Source organism: uncultured Algibacter sp. (assembly GCF_947487605.1).
Classification (GTDB): Bacteria; Bacteroidota; Bacteroidia; order Flavobacteriales; family Flavobacteriaceae; genus Algibacter_D.
Window position 1 is genome coordinate 21,200 of the sequence record NZ_CANKXK010000011.1, and the last position, 19,659, is coordinate 40,858.

A 19,659-nucleotide genomic window follows, 5' to 3' on the forward strand; every position below is an offset into this window, starting at 1 on the left:
AACGGGATGCAAATATAGAGTTTTTCTTCAAAATCAAACTACATTTTATTTCTATTTTTAATAGTTTTAAATTTCTTCGATTAGACACATTATTTCTTTATAACTCATTATGAGAATTAATGCCAAAATTAAAAATCATTCTAAGAAATAATCTTAAATTTGTTTAGCTCAAACAAAATAAAAATTCATGCTTGTTATAGGAATTGCTGGTGGTACTGGTTGTGGCAAAACAACGGTAGTAAATCAAATATTAAATGAACTCCCAGATGGCGAAGTAGGCATTATTTCTCAGGACTCTTATTATAAAGATACGAGTCACTTATCTTATGAAGAACGTGTAAATATTAATTTTGACCACCCAAGATCTATAGATTTTGATTTGTTAGCCTCTCATTTAGAAAAATTAAAAAACAAAGAACCAATACACCAACCCGTTTACTCATTTGTTAAGCACAATAGAACTGGTGATACCATATTAACTCATCCCAGAAAAGTGATGATTGTAGAAGGGATTTTAATTCTTACTAATCCCGAATTACGAGATATGTTTGACATCAAAATATTTGTACATGCTGATAGTGACGAACGCTTAATAAGACGTTTAAAACGCGACATTTCTGAACGTGGTAGAGATTTAGACGAAGTTCTTAATAGGTATAAAACAACCCTAAAACCTATGCACGACCAGTTTATTGAACCAATGAAAGAATATGCCGATATTATTATACCAAACAATAAATACAATACAGTAGCTGTTGATATAGTTAGAACGATTATAACTGAAAAATTATAAATGGCCAATCTTAAAAATAAAAGTAAATATCTAAAACCATTTAAAAACTGGTTTGTTATTATTATAATTGGATTCGTTGTTTGGATGTTATTTTTTGATGCCAACTCATGGTTTATACACAACGAATTAAATACAGAAATTGATAACCTTGAAGATGAAAAAGACTATTACAAGCGAGAAATAGAAAAAGACAAAAAATCCATTAAAAAGTTGAAAACTGAGGAAGGTCTTGAAAAATTTGCGCGAGAAGAGTATTATATGAAGCGAGACGATGAAGAGATTTATATTATTGAATATGAAGACAGTTTAAAACTTAAAAAAGATGAGTAAAAACCTGTTTGACGATTTCAACCAAGTTTCTGCAAAACAATGGAAACAAAAAATCCAGTTCGATTTAAAGGGAGCCGATTATAATGAAACGCTAATTTGGCATATAAATGAAGATATAGCGGTAAAACCTTTTTACCATGCTGATGATTTTAGCAAATATCCAGAAGTAACTCACAAAGAGACTAAAGGTTGGAAAATATGCCAAAGTATTTTTGTGACTGATGCAAGAAAAGCAAATTCAAAAGCCATACATGCCATTAAACGTGGTGCTGAAAGTATCAAGTTTATTATACCAGATGACACCCATTCTACACTTGATTTAATCCAAAATATCAATCTGAAGTTAACACCTATCTACTTAGAATTACAATTTCTTTCTGAAGTATTCGTAAAAAACATTGGCAAATCCATTAATAATGAAAAAATTCAAATTGAGATAGATATCATCGAAAACTTGGCTAAAACAGGTAATTGGTTCAAAAACATAAAAGATGACTTTCAAAAACTAGAGAGCGTTATAAAAGAAACAAATTCAATAACTATTAACACCTCAACTTACCAAAATGGAGGAGCAACTATAGTACAGCAACTCGCCTATGCTTTGGCGCACGCTAATGAATATTTGAATTATTTTAAAACAAACAATCAAAAAATTCAAACTCTTAAAACAACATTTAATGTTGCGGTAGGCACCAATTATTTTTTCGAAATCGCAAAACTTAGAGCATTAAGACAGTTATGGAATATTTTGTCTTCAGAATATAACATCAACTCTAACTGTTATATTACTGTTACACCAACAAAACGCAATAAAACACTATACGACTATACCACCAATATACTACGAACTACTACCGAATGTATGAGTGCCATACTTGGTGGAGCAGATACTATTTACAACTTAGCTTATGATACCATTTACCATAAAGACAATGAATTTGGTGAGCGCATTGCTAGAAATCAGCTTTTAATACTTAAACATGAAAGTTATTTTAACATAGTTAATAATGCATCAGATGGGTCTTATTACATTGAGAGTTTAACTAATCAACTAGCAGAGAAAGCCCTAAGCATTTTCAAAAATATAGAGGCAAATGGTGGTTTTTTACATCAGTTGAAAGCTGGTACAATTCAGCGTAAAATAAAAGAGAGCGCTTTAAAAGAACAGCAACAATTTGATTCGGGTACTGAAGTCCTTTTAGGAACTAATAAGCATCCTAATGTAAATGATAAAATGAAAGATGAATTAGAACTTTACCCCTTTGTCAAATCAAAAACAAGGAAAACGCTAATAGAACCAATTATAGAAAAACGATTAGCCGAAACATTAGAACAAGAACGATTAAAAAAAGAATAAACCTTAAATTATATTATTAAAATGAAACCTCAATTATTAAAACTTTTTGTAGTTGCCTTAGTAATCAGTTTTACAAGCTGTAAAAAAGAAAAGACAACTTTATCTGAGTATATATATACCGATAAAGGTGTTGTTTTAACTTGCGATAGTTTAGACTCAAAGCTGTATAACGAAGCTCTTTTTGCTTTTGAAAATGATATGATTAATTTTTACAGTAAAGGGAAACCTAATATTTCAAGAGCATATTCCCAGTTTGTTCGTCAAGCTGTAAGCGGACAAGTAAAATATCAAGATATGATTACACCCCATACAATAGAAGTTTTTAACGTTTTAAAAAAAGAAAATGATTTATGGGATGCCAACAACTCAAATAGTCATTTAAATTATAACAGCAAACTTTTCAATTGTATTGCCACTAATATTCAAAACAAAGATTTAAATACTACTCTTAATGCATTGATTTCAACCAACAGCATGAGTCCTAAACTCTTTGGAACACCTTTAATTTCCAATTATAGTCAAGCTATTAGAGATAAATATTTATCGGCTTATATGGCTTTCGACTTATTTTACGCAAAACTTTTTGATGTTGATTTGTCTCAGGTTAACATGAATGAATCAGAAGAAAAAGTAGACTTTAATAACACACAGCAAGAAACAACACCAGATCCACATGCTGGACATAATCATTAAATGAGAAAAAATCTTCAACATATAACCCTTAATAATAAACCTGAAAGTATAAAAGATTCAGTACATGATTCTTTTTTAACTTCTGAAGGCATTGAAGTTAAATCCGTCTATTCTAAGAACGATATTGAAGATTTAGAACATTTAAACTTTGTCGCTGGAATTGCGCCGTATTTACGTGGCCCATATAGCACTATGTATGTTCGCAGACCATGGACTATTAGGCAATATGCAGGTTTTAGTACAGCTGAAGAAAGCAATGCATTTTACAGACGCAATCTAGCTGCTGGACAAAAAGGCTTATCGGTTGCTTTTGATTTAGCAACACATCGCGGTTATGATAGTGACCACAAACGTGTTGTTGGTGATGTTGGAAAAGCTGGAGTTGCTATTGATTCTGTTGAAGATATGAAAATTCTTTTCGATCAAATTCCATTAGATAAGATGTCGGTTTCCATGACTATGAACGGAGCCGTACTACCCATAATGGCATTTTTTATTGTGGCAGCAGAAGAACAAGGCGTTTCCATAGAACAACTTTCTGGTACTATTCAAAATGATATTTTAAAAGAATTTATGGTGCGTAATACTTATATCTATCCTCCTACGCCATCTATGAAAATCATTTCAGATATTTTTGAATTTACTAGTAAAAATATGCCAAAGTTCAATAGCATTAGTATTTCTGGTTATCACATGCAAGAAGCCGGTGCGACTTGCGATATTGAACTAGCTTACACCCTAGCCGATGGATTAGAGTACCTTAGAACAGGCATTAAAGCTGGTATGGATATTGACACCTTTGCTCCAAGACTTTCATTCTTCTGGGCAATAGGAATGAATCATTTTATGGAGATAGCAAAAATGCGTGCAGCTCGCATGCTTTGGGCTAAAATAGTTAAACAATTTAATCCGAAAAACGAAAAATCCTTGGCCTTAAGAACGCACTGCCAAACATCTGGTTGGAGTTTAACAGAGCAAGATCCTTTTAATAATATAGCTCGCACAACAATTGAGGCAGCTGCCGCAGCTTTTGGAGGAACACAAAGTTTGCATACAAACGCCCTAGACGAAGCAATTGCTCTACCAACCGATTTCTCTGCTAGAATAGCCAGAAATACACAAATATTTTTACAAGAAGAAACTAAAATAACCAAAACAGTTGATCCTTGGGCAGGCAGTTATTATGTTGAAAAACTAACTCATGATATTGCAAAAAAAGCATGGTCTCTAATAGAAGAAGTAGAAGAACTAGGCGGCATGACAAAAGCCATTGAAGCTGGAATTCCTAAAATACGCATCGAAGAAGCTGCAGCCAAAAAACAAGCGCGCATAGACTCAGGGCAAGATATTATTGTTGGTGTCAATAAATATCGCTTAGAAAAAGAAGATCCTATTACCACACTAGAAGTAGACAATAAAACTGTTAGAAATTCTCAAATAGAAAGACTAAACAATATTAAATCGGAAAGAGATTCTAATAAAGTAGAAACTGCCTTATTAAAATTAACAAAAGCAGCTAAAACAGGAGAAAAAAACTTATTATCTTTAGCTATTGAAGCAGCTCGTGAACGAGCAACATTAGGTGAAATAAGCGATGCCTTAGAAGCATCCTTTGGAAGACATAAAGCACAAATAAAATCCTTTTCAGGTGTGTATAGCAAAGAAATAAAAGACGATAAATCGTTTAAAAAAGCGCAAGAACTAGCAGATATTTTTGCAGAACAAGACGGTCGTAGACCTCGAATTATGATTGCAAAAATGGGACAAGATGGTCACGATCGTGGTGCAAAAGTTGTTGCAACAGGTTATGCTGATGTTGGCTTTGATGTCGATATTGGACCACTATTTCAAACACCACAAGAAGCCGCAAAGCAAGCTGTAGAAAACGATGTTCATATTTTAGGTGTTTCATCTCTTGCTGCTGGACACAAAACGCTAGTACCTCAAGTTATTGAGGCTTTAAAATCTTATGGACGCGATGATATTATGGTTATTGTTGGTGGTGTTATACCCAAACAGGATTATCAATATTTATTCGATGCTGGTGCAGTTGCCGTTTTTGGTCCTGGCACAAAAATTAGTGATGCAGCAATTAAAATACTTGAAATCTTGATTGATTAAGCTTAAAAATATCAATATCGTAATTGATTTTCTAATTATCCGTTTGTTAACAAGTTCCATTTTTATTCCTCGTAAATAATCGTATTTTTACCGCTTATTAAACCAAATCATTAATGGGTAAAATCATTGCAATTGCTAACCAAAAAGGCGGTGTTGGTAAAACAACAACGTCAATTAACTTAGCCGCTTCACTTGGTGTTTTAGAAAAGAAAGTGCTTCTAATAGATGCAGATCCACAAGCAAATGCTACATCTGGCATTGGTATTGATGTAGAGACTGTAGAAATTGGAACCTATCAACTTCTTGAACATTCCAATTCTGCAAAAGAAGCTATAGTAAAAACCGAAACACCTAATTTAGATGCTATACCAGCACATATAGATCTGGTTGCTATTGAAATAGAACTCGTTGACAAAGACAATCGCGAGTACATGCTTAAAAAAGCTTTAGAAGAGGTTAAAGATGCATACGATTTTATTTTAATTGATTGCGCACCTTCTTTGGGACTTCTAACACTTAATGCATTGACTGCGGCTGATGCTGTAATAATCCCAATTCAATGCGAATATTTCGCGCTTGAAGGCTTAGGCAAATTGTTAAATACCATTAAAAGTGTTCAAAAAATACATAACCCAGAATTAGATATAGAAGGCTTATTACTTACCATGTATGATTCTAGACTAAGACTTTCTAATCAAGTAGTTGAAGAGGTTCAAAAACACTTCAATAACATGGTGTTTCAAACAATTATACAACGTAATGTGCGTTTAGGTGAGGCACCTAGTTATGGTGAGAGTATAATTAATTATGATGCAAGTAGCAAAGGAGCTACTAATTACTTAAGTTTGGCTAAAGAAATTATCAACAAAAACGGTTAGTATGGCTAAGGCAACTAAAAAACAGGCTTTAGGTAGAGGTTTATCGGCTCTTTTAAAAGATCCAAGTAACGATATTCAGTCTGTTCAAGACAAGAATGCAGATAAAGTTATTGGAAATATTGTTGAATTAGATATCGATTTTATTGAAGTAAACCCTTTTCAACCTAGAACCAATTTTAGTGAAGAATCTTTGCGTGAATTAGCTTCTTCTATAAAAGAGCTTGGTATTATTCAACCTATTACGGTAAGAAAATTAGATTTCAATAAATATCAATTAGTTTCTGGAGAGCGTCGTTTTAGAGCCTCAAAATTAATTGGTCTAGAAACCATTCCTGCCTATATTAGAATTGCCAACGATCAAGAATCGTTAGAAATGGCTTTAGTTGAAAATATTCAACGCCAAGATTTAGATCCTATCGAAATTGCTTTATCTTACCAACGTTTAATTGATGAAATAAACTTAACACAAGAACAAATGAGTGAACGTGTTGGTAAAAAACGTTCTACTATTGCTAACTATTTACGTTTGTTAAAACTAGACCCTATTATTCAAACGGGAATGCGCGATGGTTTTATTTCTATGGGACATGGACGTGCTTTAATTGGTATTGAAGACCAAACGTTTCAATTAGATATTTACGAAAAAATACTTTCTAATAAATTATCTGTAAGAGAAACCGAAGTGTTAGTTCGCAATTTCAACAATAATGTAGATATAAAACCAACTACTCAAAAAGAAACAGAAAAAGATGTTCCTAAATATATTAAAAAAGGGATAACAGCATTTTCAGAATACTTTGGTCACAAAATTGACGTTAAAGTTTCTAATAATGGTAAAGGAAAAATAACAATTCCATTCCATTCTGAAGAAGATTTTAATCGCATTAAAAAATTAGTTCAAGGTGCGAAATAAATTAGTTACTACCAGTATATTTTCTTTTCTGTTTTGCATTTCCATATTTGCCCAAGACAAGAAAAAAAATGATAATGAAAAACTTCCTGAAGCTATAGAAATTGAAGAAGTTACAGAAATTAGAGAACCCATAAACCCATTATCTCCAGCAAAAGCTGCGTTTTACTCTGCCGTATTGCCTGGTCTAGGGCAGGCATACAATAAAAAATATTGGAAAATTCCAATTGTTTATGTCGCTATTGGAACAGGTGTATATTTCTATTTGAATAATAATAAAGAATATAACCGCTATAGAGATGCTTATAAAAGTAGATTAGCTGGCTTTACTAACGATGAGTTTTATTTAGACGCCCAAGGAAATCAACTTAGTTCGCCTCGAGTTTCTGATGATGGATTATTAAGAGCGCAAAAGCTATTTAGAAGAAATAAAGAGTTATCGCTTTTGGTTACAATTGGTATTTATGCTTTAAATATTATTGATGCAAACGTAGATGCGCATTTATTACAATATAATGTAGATGAAAACCTATCTTTGGCCCCTCATTATAAATTAAACGAGATTGACGCAACTGGCAATCTCGGATTAACACTAAATTTTAAATTTTAAATGAATATTGCTTTATTAGGATACGGAAAAATGGGTCAGACTATTGAAAAAATAGCAATTAGTCGTGGTCATAATATTGTACTTAAAATAGATAAAGATGATAAGGAGTATGATATTACTCAAGCAGATGTTGCCATAGATTTTAGCATCCCAAATGTTGCTTTTAATAATATAACAAACTGTATTAATAATAATGTACCTGTAATTTCTGGCACAACAGGATGGCTAGATAATTACGAAAAGGCCGTTGCTTTATGTAAAGAAAAAAATGGTGCTTTTATATACGCTTCCAATTATAGTCTTGGAGTCAATATTTTCTTTGAGCTAAATAAAACATTAGCAAAAATGATGTCCACGCTAAAGCAATACGATGTAAGTATGGAAGAAATTCATCATACTCAAAAGTTAGATGCTCCAAGTGGTACTGCAATTTCATTGGCTAATGATATTATTTCTCAAAGTGAAAAATATGGAGCTTGGGAATTGGATGGTGACACGAATTCCAAAATCCCAATAATTGCAAAACGTATTGAAGACGTTCCTGGAACGCATACCATAAATTACAAAAGCGAAGTAGATAGCATAACAATTGAACATATTGCCCATAACAGACAAGGGTTTGCTCTTGGTGCTGTAATTGCTTCAGAATGGATTGTTGGTAAAAATGGTGTTTTCACTATGAAAGATGTGTTAAATATAGGTTAATACCTAATTAACATGTAACATAAGTCTAAACTCCTACTACTAACCAAAATATTTTAAATTTTAAGTTATGACATTAACACAATGGTTTATATTCATTTTAATAATCCAATTAATTCATGGATTAGGGACTTGGAAATTATATATTAAAGCTGGTAGACAAGCTTGGGAAGCCTTTATTCCTATTTACAATGGTGTAGTATTAATGAAGATAATTAACCGTCCTTGGTGGTGGGTAATCTTATTATTTTTACCTATTGTTAACCTTATTATGTTTATAGTAGTTTGGGTTGAAACCGCTAGAAGTTTTGGAAAAAACACCTATGTAGATACTTTTTTAGCAGTTGCCACATTAGGTTTTTATAATTACTATTTAAACTATGTTGCCGATGTAGAATACATAGAGAATAGAAATATACATCCAAAATCTGGCTCTGGTGAATGGACAAGTTCTATTTTATTTGCTATTGTAGCTGCAACCATAGTACATACTTACTTTATTCAGCCTTTTACTATTCCTTCATCATCGTTAGAAAAATCACTATTAGTCGGTGATTTCTTATTTGTGAGCAAATTTCATTATGGCGCTAGAATTCCAATGACGACTGTTGGAGCACCTATGGTTCATGATACTATTCCTGTATTAAAATCAAAGTCCTATTTATTTGATGACCATATTGGTAGTAACTCATGGAAAAACAAATTACAACTACCCTATTTACGTATTCCTGGGTTTGAAAAAATAGATAGAAACGAAATAGTCGTTTTCAATCAACCAGCAGACACCTTGTTGGACATGAATGATTTTCATCCAGATAGAAACTACTACAAACCCATTGACAAAAAAACTAATTTAGTGAAGCGTTGCGTTGCTGTAGCGGGAGATTCGTTAGAAGTTCGCGATGGTTTTGTTTATATAAATAATAAAAAAAATGAGCTGCCAGATAGAGCACATTTACAGTTTAGTTACCTCGTACAACCAAAAACAAACCAGTTTAATCCAAAACAAATAAAAGACCGTTACGATATAACAGATGGCTTTGGTATTATGCCAAACTCCAATAATACATATTATTTCTCTGCTATTTCAGATGAGGCTTTGGCTAAATTTAAAAACCATCCTAATGTTGCTAGCATAACACCAAATAAAAAAGAAAAAGGTGTTCGAGATCCCAATATATTTCCACATGATCCAAATTATAATTGGAATGTCGATTTCTTCGGCCCACTTTACATTCCAGAAGAAGGAAAAACAATTGCTATTAACTTAGACGTTTTACCACTATATAAACGTGTTATCACAGAATATGAAGGCAACTCATTACAAGTTAAAGGAAATCAAATATTGATTAATGGTGAAGTTGCTAACACTTATACATTTAAACAAAATTACTATTGGATGATGGGAGATAATCGTCATAATTCAATTGATGCCAGAGCATGGGGTTTTGTTCCTTTTGACCATGTTGTAGGCAAACCTGTATTTATTTGGATGAGTTGGGATGGCCTTAAAAATCCGCGTTGGGACCGTTTTTTTACGACTGTTAGTGGTAGTGGTAAGGCAACGTCATACTTTATTCCATTTTTGGTATTACTCTTTGGATGGATTGGTTATAATAAATGGAGGAAACGCAAGAAAAATAGTTGATAAAGATTTGTCATTCCTGCGAAGGCAGGAATCTTATAAATTGAAACTTAATTATAAAAGTGGGTTCCTGCCTTCGCAGGAATGACATCAACAAATGAACATTTTATTACATCCAACTTACTTTCCTAACATCGCTCACTTTGTAGCCATAGCAAAGGCAAAGGAAGTTGTGTTTGAAATGCATGACAACTTTCTTAAACAAACCTACAGAAACCGCTGCTATATTTATGGTGCTAATGGAAAATTAGCTTTAAACATTCCTGTTATTCACACCCAAAAAAACAGACAGAAATACCGTGATGTAAAAGTTTTTAATGCCGAAAAATGGCAAAGCAACCATTGGAAATCATTACTGTCAGCATATAGAACATCACCATTTTTCGAATACTACGAAGATGACTTAAAACCTTTATTTACAGAAAAAGTAGATTTTATTTTAGATTTCAATTTAAGATGCTTTGAAATTATTTGTGAGTGTTTACAATTAGAATTAAAAACATATCATACAAAAGTCTACGAAAATACTTTAGAAGGTGTTAACGATTTTAGGCACCTTGTAAATGCCAAAAAAGAAACTATACATAGTTTTAAACCTTACACGCAGGTGTTTGAAAGTAAACATGGCTTTATATCAAATTTGAACATTCTAGATTTACTTTTCAATGAAGGCCCCAATGCCTTAAATTATTTAGAATCTCAAACTTTAAAATAATTCTAATGCTACAATCTATTGCTCATTATGGATGTCATTTCCTTATCCCTTTAGTTGTTGCCTTAATTTGGTATAGAGATACATGGAAAATGGCTTTTATAATAATGCTTGCTACTTTTCTAATAGATTTAGACCATCTTCTTGCAAGTCCAATTTTCGACCCAACTAGATGTAGCATTGGCTACCACCCGCTTCACTCCTTTTTTGCAATTACTTTTTATTTGTTTCTATTAATTCCTAAGAAATCAAGATTGGTTGCCTTAGGTTTGGTAATTCACATTACATCTGATCTAGTGGATTGTTCGCTTATGTGATTTTTCTTTTAAATTCTCAATGAAAAAGATTGCCACAGTCGATACCTCCTTCGCAATGACTCAATACTTAAAACTATGACTGCGACTGAAAACTAATCATCTAAACTTAGCGTCGTCATCACCGGATAATGATCTGAAAATCGCTCATCAAAAGTTTTATAGCCATTTACTGAAAAGGCATCATCTGCAAAAATAAAATCAATTCGCACAGGGAAAAATTTAAAATCGTAAGTGCGTCCAAAACCATTTCCAGCTTCCTTAAAAGTATCGTTTAAATCGCCTTTAATTTTCCGATAAACATAAGAGAATGCCGTATTATTAAAATCGCCACAAATTATCATTTTATGTTTGCATTGCGATTTATGCATCAAAAAAAGCTCGGTTTGGAATTGTTGCATTTTAAATGTATTTCCAACTCTTTTAAAAAGACGTTCGGAATCTTCTTTTTTTAAACTTTCAACATTGGCGTTAATATGCAACGATTCTAAGTGAATATTATAAACCCTAATAGTATCTGTATTCTTAAGTATATCGACAAAAACAGCGTTATTTCCTGTATTTGGAAACTCGATTGAACCATTATTAATTATTGGGAATTGAGAAAAAATGGCTTGCCCATACTTTGTTTTTTTTCCTGAAAGTTTTTCGAATTTATATTTAAAAAAAGATAAATCGATATTACTATGTGGATGATATTCTTGAATACTAAGAACATCTGGAGCTTCAGTTTTTATTAAATCAATAATTTTAGTTTCCACACCCTTCTCTGGAATCCAATCGTATAAATTAAAAAGGCGCACATTATAATTCATTACTTTAAAATTACCAGTGCTTTCAATGTTTTCTGAAAGAGAAAATTTATATAATGAACCAAAGAAAAAGTAGCCAATTAAAAGTATTACAAATGATAGTATAAATTGCTTCTTTAGTTTTACCAACCAATAAACAAAAAATAAAACATTAGTTATAATAAGAAATGATACACCTAAATTAAGAACAGAAAGAACTGAAAAGGTCTTAGGCGGCAAGAATGGCAAAGCATAAGACAATAATAATAAAATAGCAACACAAGCATTAATACTATATATAATTTTGTTTATGAAACTTAGTTTCTTCATTGAAATATTGCTAGCAGACCTAAGACAGATAACCGATGTTTTATTTTAGATTTCTTTTAAATGCAATCATCATATTCATAAGATGAAATGATTTGTTATAATATTTATCAAACTGTTCTTCAGAAATATTTAAAACTACTGAATCTATGGCTCTTAATAATTGAGTAGATAAATATAATATTCCCTTTTTGGAAATTTAACTATTAACAAATTAATTTCCTCGCCTAAATCCATCGCTTTTTGCCAAATTTGCAGTTTTTCAAATTTAAACTTCACCATAATATCAAATTAGAATATATACAAACTTCTGTCTTTTGTCTTTTAAAGTCACTTTCCCGCTTTAAACAAAAACTCTTTCTCTTCAGCCGTTAAACTATCATAACCACTTTTACTTATTTTGTCTAAAATAACATCAATTTTCTTTTGGTTATTAAACTCATTAAAATCTGCTTTATTATAACCTCCTACTTTACTTTTATTTTTATGAACTGTTTTTAATGGTCCTTTTTTGGATGTTTTAAAGAAGTTCGCAATCTTATCCATAAAACGTTCAAAACCTTTGCCTATGTCATTTCCTTTAAGCAATTGTTTAGCATAAAAATACCCAAGTGCTGCGCCTCCAAGATGCGCTAAATTACCTCCAGTATTATAACCGAAAAGTCCAAATAAATCTAGTATAATAATAGCTACACCAACATACCAAAGTTTTAAGTTAAATGTAAAAAAGTGCATGCTCTTATTTGGCATATAAGCACATAAAAATATTAGCAATGCACGTACAGATGCCGATGCGCCTACCAAGCGTGATTTACCTAATAAATCTGGAAATAAACTATATGCAACTAAATAAACTAAACCACCACAAATAGCTCCTAGAAAATAAATATTTAAAGCTAATTTCGGATTAAATAAATTGAGAAACCACCTTGCAATTACATACAGCCAAAGCATATTAAAGAGAATATGCAAAAAGTCGTAATGAACAAATGCGTAGCTAATCATTGTCCAAGGCTGTATTATAAACTCCCCTAAAGTACTTGGTAATTCCAGCCAGCTAAGGTTTGAACTAAATAGCAACCCTAAAACAAAAATCACAACGTTAATTGCGATTATTTTTTCTAAAACATTAAGCCTATTTAGCTTATCCTTTATATCATCTATCAAGGTCATAAGTCCCATCTATTTTTATTAAACTGCGTTTTTTTCCAATACCACATAATTAGAAAACCTGTTAGTGCTCCTCCAACATGTGCGAAATGACCAACATTGAAACCAAACATTGAACTCCCTCCTGCTACTCCAGATATGATTTCATAACCTAATAATAATGGAATAAAATATTTTGCTTTTATTGGGATAGGAAGAAATAATAACATTAATTCGCTATTGGGGAACATCATTCCAAAGGCTACTAATAATCCCATTAGACATCCAGATGCTCCTAAACTTTTTGTTCTAAATATATTCTTAATATTCTCCCAATCTACTTCTCCTATTATTTCTACCCATTCAGGATTGTATCTATTCATATTCATTGCAGATGTCAATGTTTCCAAATCTAATCCCTTTTCAACTAAAGGAGTTATTAATGAATAGAACTTAATATAATCAATAACCAATGGCAAAAGCATAGCTCCTAGTCCACATGAAATATAAAACAAAATGAATTTGTTCCTTCCCCAAATATTTTCAAGTGGAGAACCAAACATCCAAATTCCTAGCATATTAAATAAAATATGCAAAAAGAAAATGGAAGGTCCATTCCCCATATTCACATATGAGGCATGCATAAACATATGTGTAATGATTTGCCATGGCTTAAATCCGTCATTCATTGGAAAATGCATTGCAAATAAATTATCAAAAACATCTCCGAACTGACCTATCGACAACGTACCAACCCAAAAAACAATATTAATTATTATTATATGCTTAACCGTATTTGAAATTCTCATCATATACTTATCTTCTTTTTAAGACCTTTCGACTGCGCTCAAGGTGACATTTTAATAAAACTTCAACTTTTCTGTCTTCTGTCTTTTGTATTCAGTCTTAATTTATATAAATTTTTTATCCAACTCATCGACCGTCAATGTTATAAATGTGGTGCGATTAGTAGGTGAAACATTAGGTTCTTTGCAAGCAAAAAGCTTGTTAACTAAATGTTCTTGTTCTTCTTTTAAAATGGATTGCCCAGTTTTTATTGCTAAACTTTTAGCCATCGATTTCGCAAGTAGATCGGTAATACTAAAATGACTATCTGGCACTTCGTTTTCTATATCACTAATTAGCTGTTCTAAAATAATTGACACTTCACTTTCTGGCACACTTACTGGCACTCCTGTAATTTCAACTGTTTCATCAGAAATGCTAGAGAATATAAATCCTGTATTCTCTAAATCTTCCTTTAAATTATTTATGATAGCTGTTTCTTGATTAGAAAAATGAAGTTCTAATGGAAACAACAATTGCTGACTAACCGCTTTTTTAACCGTGATATGCTGAAGAAAATCTTCGTACAAAATACGTTGATGTGCCCTATGCTGATCTATAACTAACATGCCAGATTTAATAGTAGTAACAATATATTTATTGTGAAGCTGATAAGTAGAATTACCATTATCAATGGCTTTGTCTTTTTGAAAAATTGAAGCCGTAGATGCCTCGCCTTCAAAATTTACATCGCCAAAGTCACTTTCAATATTGTCATTATTAGTATCTAAACCTTGATACAAACTTTCCCATCCAGCCGTTGCTTCTTTTTTATAAGACATGGTGGATGTAAACGATCTTTTTTCTTCTTGAAATGGATTGAATTCTTTATCAACTTCTACTTTTGGGACAGCAACCACACCTTGATTATATTTGTAAGGCGTATCTAGAGTATTATCACGTTCGAAATCTAAAACTGGCGCAATATTAAACTGTCCTAAACTATGTTTAACAGCAGAACGTAACAAGGCATAAAGTGTATGCTCGTCATCAAACTTAATTTCTGTTTTAGTAGGATGAATATTAATATCTATAGTTTGCGGATCGACTTCTAGGTTTAAAAAATAACTAGCATGTGTTCCACTTTTTAGTAAACCATCGAAAGCTGAAGCAATGGCATGATTTAAATAAGCGCTTTTAATAAATCTGTTGTTTACAAAAAAGTACTGCTCGCCTCTGGTTCTCTTGGCAAATTCAGGCTTACCAACAAATCCCGAAATTTTAAGCACTTCGGTTTCTTCTTCAACGGGTACTAATTTCTCATTTGTTTTATTTCCAAAAATATTAACAATACGCTGTCTATAATTGCTAACAGGTAAATTAAATGTTTCACTTCCGTTATTATAAAGCGAAAATTGGATATCAGGATGTGCTAAAGCTACACGCTGAAACTCGTCGATTATATGTCTTAATTCAACTGCATCAGATTTCAAAAAATTACGTCTTGCAGGAATGTTAAAAAACAAATTCTTTACTGCAATTGATGTTCCCTTAGGTGTTACAACCACTTCTTGATCTACAACAATACTTCCTTCTATTTCTATATTAGTTCCAACTTCGTCTTGCTCCTGTTTTGTTTTTAACTCCACATGCGCAATAGCTGCAATACTTGCCAAGGCTTCACCTCGAAACCCTTTGGTGTGCAATTTAAAAAGGTCGTCTGCAGTTCTAATTTTCGATGTTGCATGACGTTCGAAACTTAAACGTGCATCGGTTGTACTCATTCCCTTACCATCATCAATAACCTGTACGAGGGTTTTTCCTGCGTCTTTTATAATAAGTTTAATGTTGTTAGCGCCTGCATCAATAGCGTTTTCAAGTAACTCCTTTACTACCGATGCGGGACGTTGTACAACTTCTCCAGCGGCAATTTGATTTGCAACATGATCTGGTAATAGTTGTATAATGTCTGCCATATATTACTTTGAAAAGAATATAGATAAATCGAAATCGATTATAAATAAGAAAATTAGAATAAAAAAGGCAATTAAGAATAAGATTGTTTTATTAAATCCTGAATTATCTCTATTTCTACTATTAACTCTGCTTTCATGCCATTGTCCTGAAAAGTCACTTTTATTATAATTATCGGCATATGCATCAAACTTTGTTGCATAATTTAATTCATCAGTATCGTCTTTCCCTTTGTAATATCGCGGCGTATAATTAAACCTTTTGTTTCTCGGCAGTCTTTTAATTAAAGTGAATTTTATAGGTCCCATAATATTAGTTTTTACTTAGTTGATTTTCGAGCCCAACCAAAACATACAAATCAATAATAATACCAAAACAATAATTAACGTTCGCAAAGACATACCGCCTCTTTGCTTTCTAGATCTTCCCTCTTTCCATCTAGAAACAAAATCTGGCTTATCCTTAGATTCATTTAAGGGGCTGCTTTCTTGATCTTGAGAAAACCTAGGTTTATAATTAAAGGTTTTATGCTTACGTTGTTTAAACAAAGTCTATAGTGCTTATCCCTCAAAAATACTTAAAATGTAACAGAAAGACAGGCTAGAAATGCTAAAAATTGTTAACAAAAACATACAAAGCTAGAAGTTGGAAGCACGATGTTAGAAGACTGCCCACTTGACACTGAACACTAAACTGAGTTCTAGCTGTTCCTACGCAATTCAGCCATTTTAATAGCTGCAACAGCAGCCTCGGTTCCTTTATTACCGTGTTTACCTCCAGATCTCTCTTGTGCCTGTTGCAAATTATTATCTGTAAGCACACAGAAAATAACGGGTGTTTCACGAATAACATTTAAGTCTTTTATACCTTGCGATACAGCTTCGCAAACAAAATCGAAATGTTTAGTTTCTCCTTGAATAACACTACCAATAGCAATTACAGCATTTACCATTTGCTCTTGCATTTTCTTGCAACCATAGATTAATTCGAAACTCCCTGGAACATCCCATCTAATAATATTATTAGGCAAAACACCATTCTCAATTAAAGTATTATATGCGCCTTGATATAAGCCTTCTGTAATGGTATCATTCCATTCTGAAACAACAATCCCAAACCGAAATTTATTCGCGTTTGGGATTGTTGCTTTATCGTAATTGGATAAATTTTTATTTACCGTAGCCATATTATTTGTTCGCTAATACTTGCGCTTTTCCTATAAAGACATCAACAGTTGATGCCTCTGTAGAATTAGGAAATTCCTCTTTAACACGCTCAAAATATGCCAAAGCCTCATCTGCTTTTCCTAAATCTAAAGCAATGGCTCCAGCTTTATATAAGTACATTGGTGTAGTGTATGTATTACTTCGCATTGCAGCAGCTTGATCGTAATAATCTAATGCATCTTCAGGTTGATTTAATTGCACAAATGCATCACCTATATTTCCTTTAGCTAAAGGTGCTAGAATTTCATCATCACTTTCAAAATTACTCAAATGAGTAACAGCATTTTTATAATCCTTTAATCTTAAATAAGCCGTACCTGCGTAATAGCTGGCTAGATTAGCCGATTTAGTTCCACCATATTCATTAATAATATCTAACAAGCCAAATTTCCCTTCACCACCATTTAATGCCAAATTATAAAGCGAATCTTTCTCGGTTCCGTTTACGGCCTCATTAAAATATTTCTGTGCTTGAAACATATCGTTCATGGCTTCTACTTGTTTAGGTTTCGCTACATATTCATTATAACCTAAATAGCCTAAAACAACCGCAGCAACAATTCCTATGATAACAAATATATACTTCTGATTTTTCTCAACAAACGCTTCGGTTTTTGATGCCGTTTCATCTAACGTATTAAAAACTTCTGCTGTAGTAGATCCATCTTCTATATTTTGCTCCTTAGCTGCCTTCGTTTTCGGTTTATATCCTCTTTTATTATAAGTTGCCATAAATTCTATATTAATGCGCCGCAAAAATATAATTTTTCTTCTTAACTAAAAGGTAATTTATTTGATATTTTTCAATAATTTGCAACTCTTTTATAGAGTTACTGCTTCTCAATAGCCATAAGTTATCTTTTTTATGATTTTAAAATCACTTTCACTTCTTAATTATAAAAATTTCGATAGTAAATCGTTTACGTTTAATAATAAAATAAACTGCATTGTAGGTAACAATGGCATTGGTAAAACAAATGTTCTAGATGCTATTTATCATCTCTCATTTGGGAAAAGTTATTTTAATCCTGTTGCTACACAAAACATTAAACATGGTGAAGATTTTTTCGTGATCAATGGCGACTATCAAAAACTCGATAAAGTTGAAAAAGTGATTATAAGTTTGAAACGAGGGCAAAAAAAAGTAATTAAACGCAATGCTAAAATTTACGATAAATTTAGCGAGCACATTGGTTTTTTACCATTAGTAATAATATCTCCCGCAGATAGAGACCTTATAACCGATGGTAGTGATACACGTCGCAAATTTATAGACAGTGTTATATCTCAAAGCGACAAAAGCTACTTAAGTAATTTAATAAAGTACAATAAAGTACTCGCTCAAAGGAATGCTTTACTAAAATATTTTGCACTAAACCACACCTATAATAACGATACTGTAGATGTTTATAACACACAACTAAGCGATTATGGTTCCGAAATTTTTAAAAAGCGTAGTGCTTTTTTAGAAGCTTTTATTCCTATTTTTAAAATGCGCTATCAAGCCATTAGTAATGGGAAGGAGCTGGTAAATTTAGTTTATAATAGCGATTTGCTTGAAGACAAGCTTGACAGTCTTTTAAGGCGTGTAATAAATAAAGACAAGGCTTTGCAATATACCAGTGTTGGTATTCATAAAGATGATTTACAGTTTAATATAGAAGGACACCCTATTAAAAAGTTTGGCAGCCAAGGGCAACAAAAATCATTTTTAATTGCTCTAAAGCTAGCACAATTCGATTTTATAAAAGAACAAAGTGGTGTAAACCCTATTTTATTACTTGATGATATTTTTGATAAGTTAGATGAACAACGAGTTTCACAAATCATTAAATTAGTGAACGATGAGAATTTTGGACAAATTTTTATAAGTGATACACATGCCGAACGAACTGAAAATGCTGTGAAACAAGTACATCAATCCTACGAGATTTTTAAATTATAATAGAATTATGGCCAAACGCAATAACGAACATAGAAGTATTCAAGATGCTTTAAAAGAATTTGTTGAAACCAACAAGCTTGAAAAAGGCTTGGATAAAGTGAATGTTGCAGACGCTTGGGTAAAACTAATGGGCAATGGCGTTAATAATTATACAACTGGTATTCAACTAGAGCGCAATACACTATACATACAATTAAGTTCTAGTGTTTTGAGAGAAGAATTAAGCTATGGAAAACAAAAAATTATTAGCATGCTTAACGAAGAACTAGGCAAAGAAATCGTTAAAAAATTGATTCTACGATAATTACAGGCAAAAAATATTTCTAAAAAAGACAACTAAAAGCACAAACATAAAGTAATTTGTAGTACCTTTGGCGCTTAATTATTATTTAATAC

General features: G+C 32.1%; 22 protein-coding genes. 14 read left to right on the forward strand and 8 right to left on the reverse strand.

Going from position 1 to position 19,659, the window contains the following annotated elements:
* The first annotated feature begins 187 nt into the window (after positions 1–187).
* The 12 genes from udk to Q0739_RS12370 all read left to right on the forward strand — a co-directional run bounded on the left by udk (position 188) and on the right by Q0739_RS12370 (position 11,068).
* Positions 188–793 carry a uridine kinase gene (udk, locus tag Q0739_RS12315; protein WP_298239042.1) on the forward strand — a complete coding sequence of 202 codons (606 nt, stop codon included), beginning with the start codon at positions 188–190 and terminating at the stop codon, positions 791–793.
* Positions 794–1,123: a septum formation initiator family protein gene (locus Q0739_RS12320; protein ID WP_298239043.1), complete on the forward strand. Its 330-nt coding sequence runs from the start codon at positions 794–796 to the stop codon at positions 1,121–1,123.
* On the forward strand, positions 1,116–2,480 hold the full coding sequence (locus Q0739_RS12325; protein WP_298239044.1) for a methylmalonyl-CoA mutase subunit beta: 1,365 nt from the start codon (positions 1,116–1,118) through the stop codon (positions 2,478–2,480). The genes Q0739_RS12320 and Q0739_RS12325 overlap by 8 nt, the downstream gene beginning before the upstream one ends.
* A 21-nt stretch (positions 2,481–2,501) precedes the next feature.
* A complete protein-coding gene (locus Q0739_RS12330; RefSeq protein WP_298239045.1) occupies positions 2,502–3,173 on the forward strand; it encodes a hypothetical protein in 672 nt (223 codons plus the stop codon).
* Positions 3,174–5,294 (forward strand): methylmalonyl-CoA mutase, encoded by a 2,121-nt coding sequence (gene scpA, locus Q0739_RS12335; RefSeq protein ID WP_298239046.1) that lies wholly within the window; start codon positions 3,174–3,176, stop codon positions 5,292–5,294.
* Positions 5,295–5,407: 113 nt separating this feature from the next.
* Complete coding sequence (locus Q0739_RS12340) at positions 5,408–6,172, forward strand: AAA family ATPase (RefSeq protein ID WP_298239047.1); 765 nt, start codon at positions 5,408–5,410, stop codon at positions 6,170–6,172.
* Between the two features lies 1 nt (position 6,173).
* Positions 6,174–7,085: a ParB/RepB/Spo0J family partition protein gene (locus Q0739_RS12345; protein WP_298239048.1), complete on the forward strand. Its 912-nt coding sequence runs from the start codon at positions 6,174–6,176 to the stop codon at positions 7,083–7,085.
* Complete coding sequence (locus tag Q0739_RS12350; protein ID WP_298239049.1) at positions 7,075–7,692, forward strand: DUF5683 domain-containing protein; 618 nt, start codon at positions 7,075–7,077, stop codon at positions 7,690–7,692. Before Q0739_RS12345 ends, Q0739_RS12350 begins: the two co-directional genes overlap by 11 nt.
* Positions 7,693–8,397 carry a 4-hydroxy-tetrahydrodipicolinate reductase gene (gene dapB, locus Q0739_RS12355; RefSeq protein WP_298239050.1) on the forward strand — a complete coding sequence of 235 codons (705 nt, stop codon included), beginning with the start codon at positions 7,693–7,695 and terminating at the stop codon, positions 8,395–8,397.
* Between the two features lie 67 nt (positions 8,398–8,464).
* Positions 8,465–10,042, forward strand: coding sequence for a signal peptidase I (lepB, locus tag Q0739_RS12360; protein WP_298239051.1), 1,578 nt, complete (start codon positions 8,465–8,467; stop codon positions 10,040–10,042).
* A 94-nt stretch (positions 10,043–10,136) separates the two neighbouring features.
* The gene (locus Q0739_RS12365; protein WP_298239052.1) at positions 10,137–10,754 is read left to right on the forward strand and encodes a WbqC family protein; all 618 of its coding nucleotides are present in this window, start codon (positions 10,137–10,139) and stop codon (positions 10,752–10,754) included.
* A 5-nt stretch (positions 10,755–10,759) separates the two neighbouring features.
* Entirely contained in the window at positions 10,760–11,068 is a 309-nt protein-coding gene (locus Q0739_RS12370) for a DUF6122 family protein (RefSeq protein ID WP_298239053.1), read from the forward strand.
* Positions 11,069–11,160: 92 nt separating this feature from the next.
* Here Q0739_RS12370 and Q0739_RS12375 read toward each other — a convergent pair whose 3' ends face one another.
* From Q0739_RS12375 to Q0739_RS12405, 8 genes are all read right to left on the reverse strand, one after another.
* Entirely contained in the window at positions 11,161–12,186 is a 1,026-nt protein-coding gene (locus tag Q0739_RS12375) for an endonuclease/exonuclease/phosphatase family protein (protein WP_298239054.1), read from the reverse strand.
* Positions 12,187–12,339: 153 nt separating this feature from the next.
* The gene (locus Q0739_RS15070; protein ID WP_366140801.1) at positions 12,340–12,465 is read right to left on the reverse strand and encodes a four helix bundle protein; all 126 of its coding nucleotides are present in this window, start codon (positions 12,463–12,465) and stop codon (positions 12,340–12,342) included.
* 48 nt (positions 12,466–12,513) lie between these two features.
* Positions 12,514–13,356, reverse strand: coding sequence for a rhomboid family intramembrane serine protease (locus tag Q0739_RS12380; RefSeq protein ID WP_298239055.1), 843 nt, complete (start codon positions 13,354–13,356; stop codon positions 12,514–12,516).
* Entirely contained in the window at positions 13,353–14,144 is a 792-nt protein-coding gene (locus Q0739_RS12385) for a rhomboid family intramembrane serine protease (RefSeq protein WP_298239056.1), read from the reverse strand. The genes Q0739_RS12380 and Q0739_RS12385 overlap by 4 nt, the downstream gene beginning before the upstream one ends.
* A 99-nt stretch (positions 14,145–14,243) precedes the next feature.
* Complete coding sequence (gene mutL / locus Q0739_RS12390) at positions 14,244–16,094, reverse strand: DNA mismatch repair endonuclease MutL (RefSeq protein ID WP_298239057.1); 1,851 nt, start codon at positions 16,092–16,094, stop codon at positions 14,244–14,246.
* A 3-nt stretch (positions 16,095–16,097) separates the two neighbouring features.
* Positions 16,098–16,400 carry a hypothetical protein gene (locus Q0739_RS12395; protein ID WP_298239058.1) on the reverse strand — a complete coding sequence of 101 codons (303 nt, stop codon included), beginning with the start codon at positions 16,398–16,400 and terminating at the stop codon, positions 16,098–16,100.
* A 392-nt stretch (positions 16,401–16,792) separates the two neighbouring features.
* The gene (gene ribH / locus Q0739_RS12400) at positions 16,793–17,278 is read right to left on the reverse strand and encodes a 6,7-dimethyl-8-ribityllumazine synthase (protein ID WP_298239059.1); all 486 of its coding nucleotides are present in this window, start codon (positions 17,276–17,278) and stop codon (positions 16,793–16,795) included.
* 1 nt (position 17,279) lies between these two features.
* A complete protein-coding gene (locus tag Q0739_RS12405; protein ID WP_298239060.1) occupies positions 17,280–18,050 on the reverse strand; it encodes a tetratricopeptide repeat protein in 771 nt (256 codons plus the stop codon).
* Between the two features lie 133 nt (positions 18,051–18,183).
* Here Q0739_RS12405 and recF point away from each other — a divergent pair, with 133 nt between their 5' ends.
* Together recF and Q0739_RS12415 are read left to right on the forward strand one after the other, a co-directional pair.
* On the forward strand, positions 18,184–19,263 hold the full coding sequence (gene recF, locus Q0739_RS12410) for a DNA replication and repair protein RecF (RefSeq protein ID WP_298239061.1): 1,080 nt from the start codon (positions 18,184–18,186) through the stop codon (positions 19,261–19,263).
* A 7-nt stretch (positions 19,264–19,270) separates the two neighbouring features.
* Positions 19,271–19,567, forward strand: coding sequence for a DUF721 domain-containing protein (locus Q0739_RS12415; protein WP_298239062.1), 297 nt, complete (start codon positions 19,271–19,273; stop codon positions 19,565–19,567).
* Positions 19,568–19,659 lie beyond the last annotated feature (92 nt).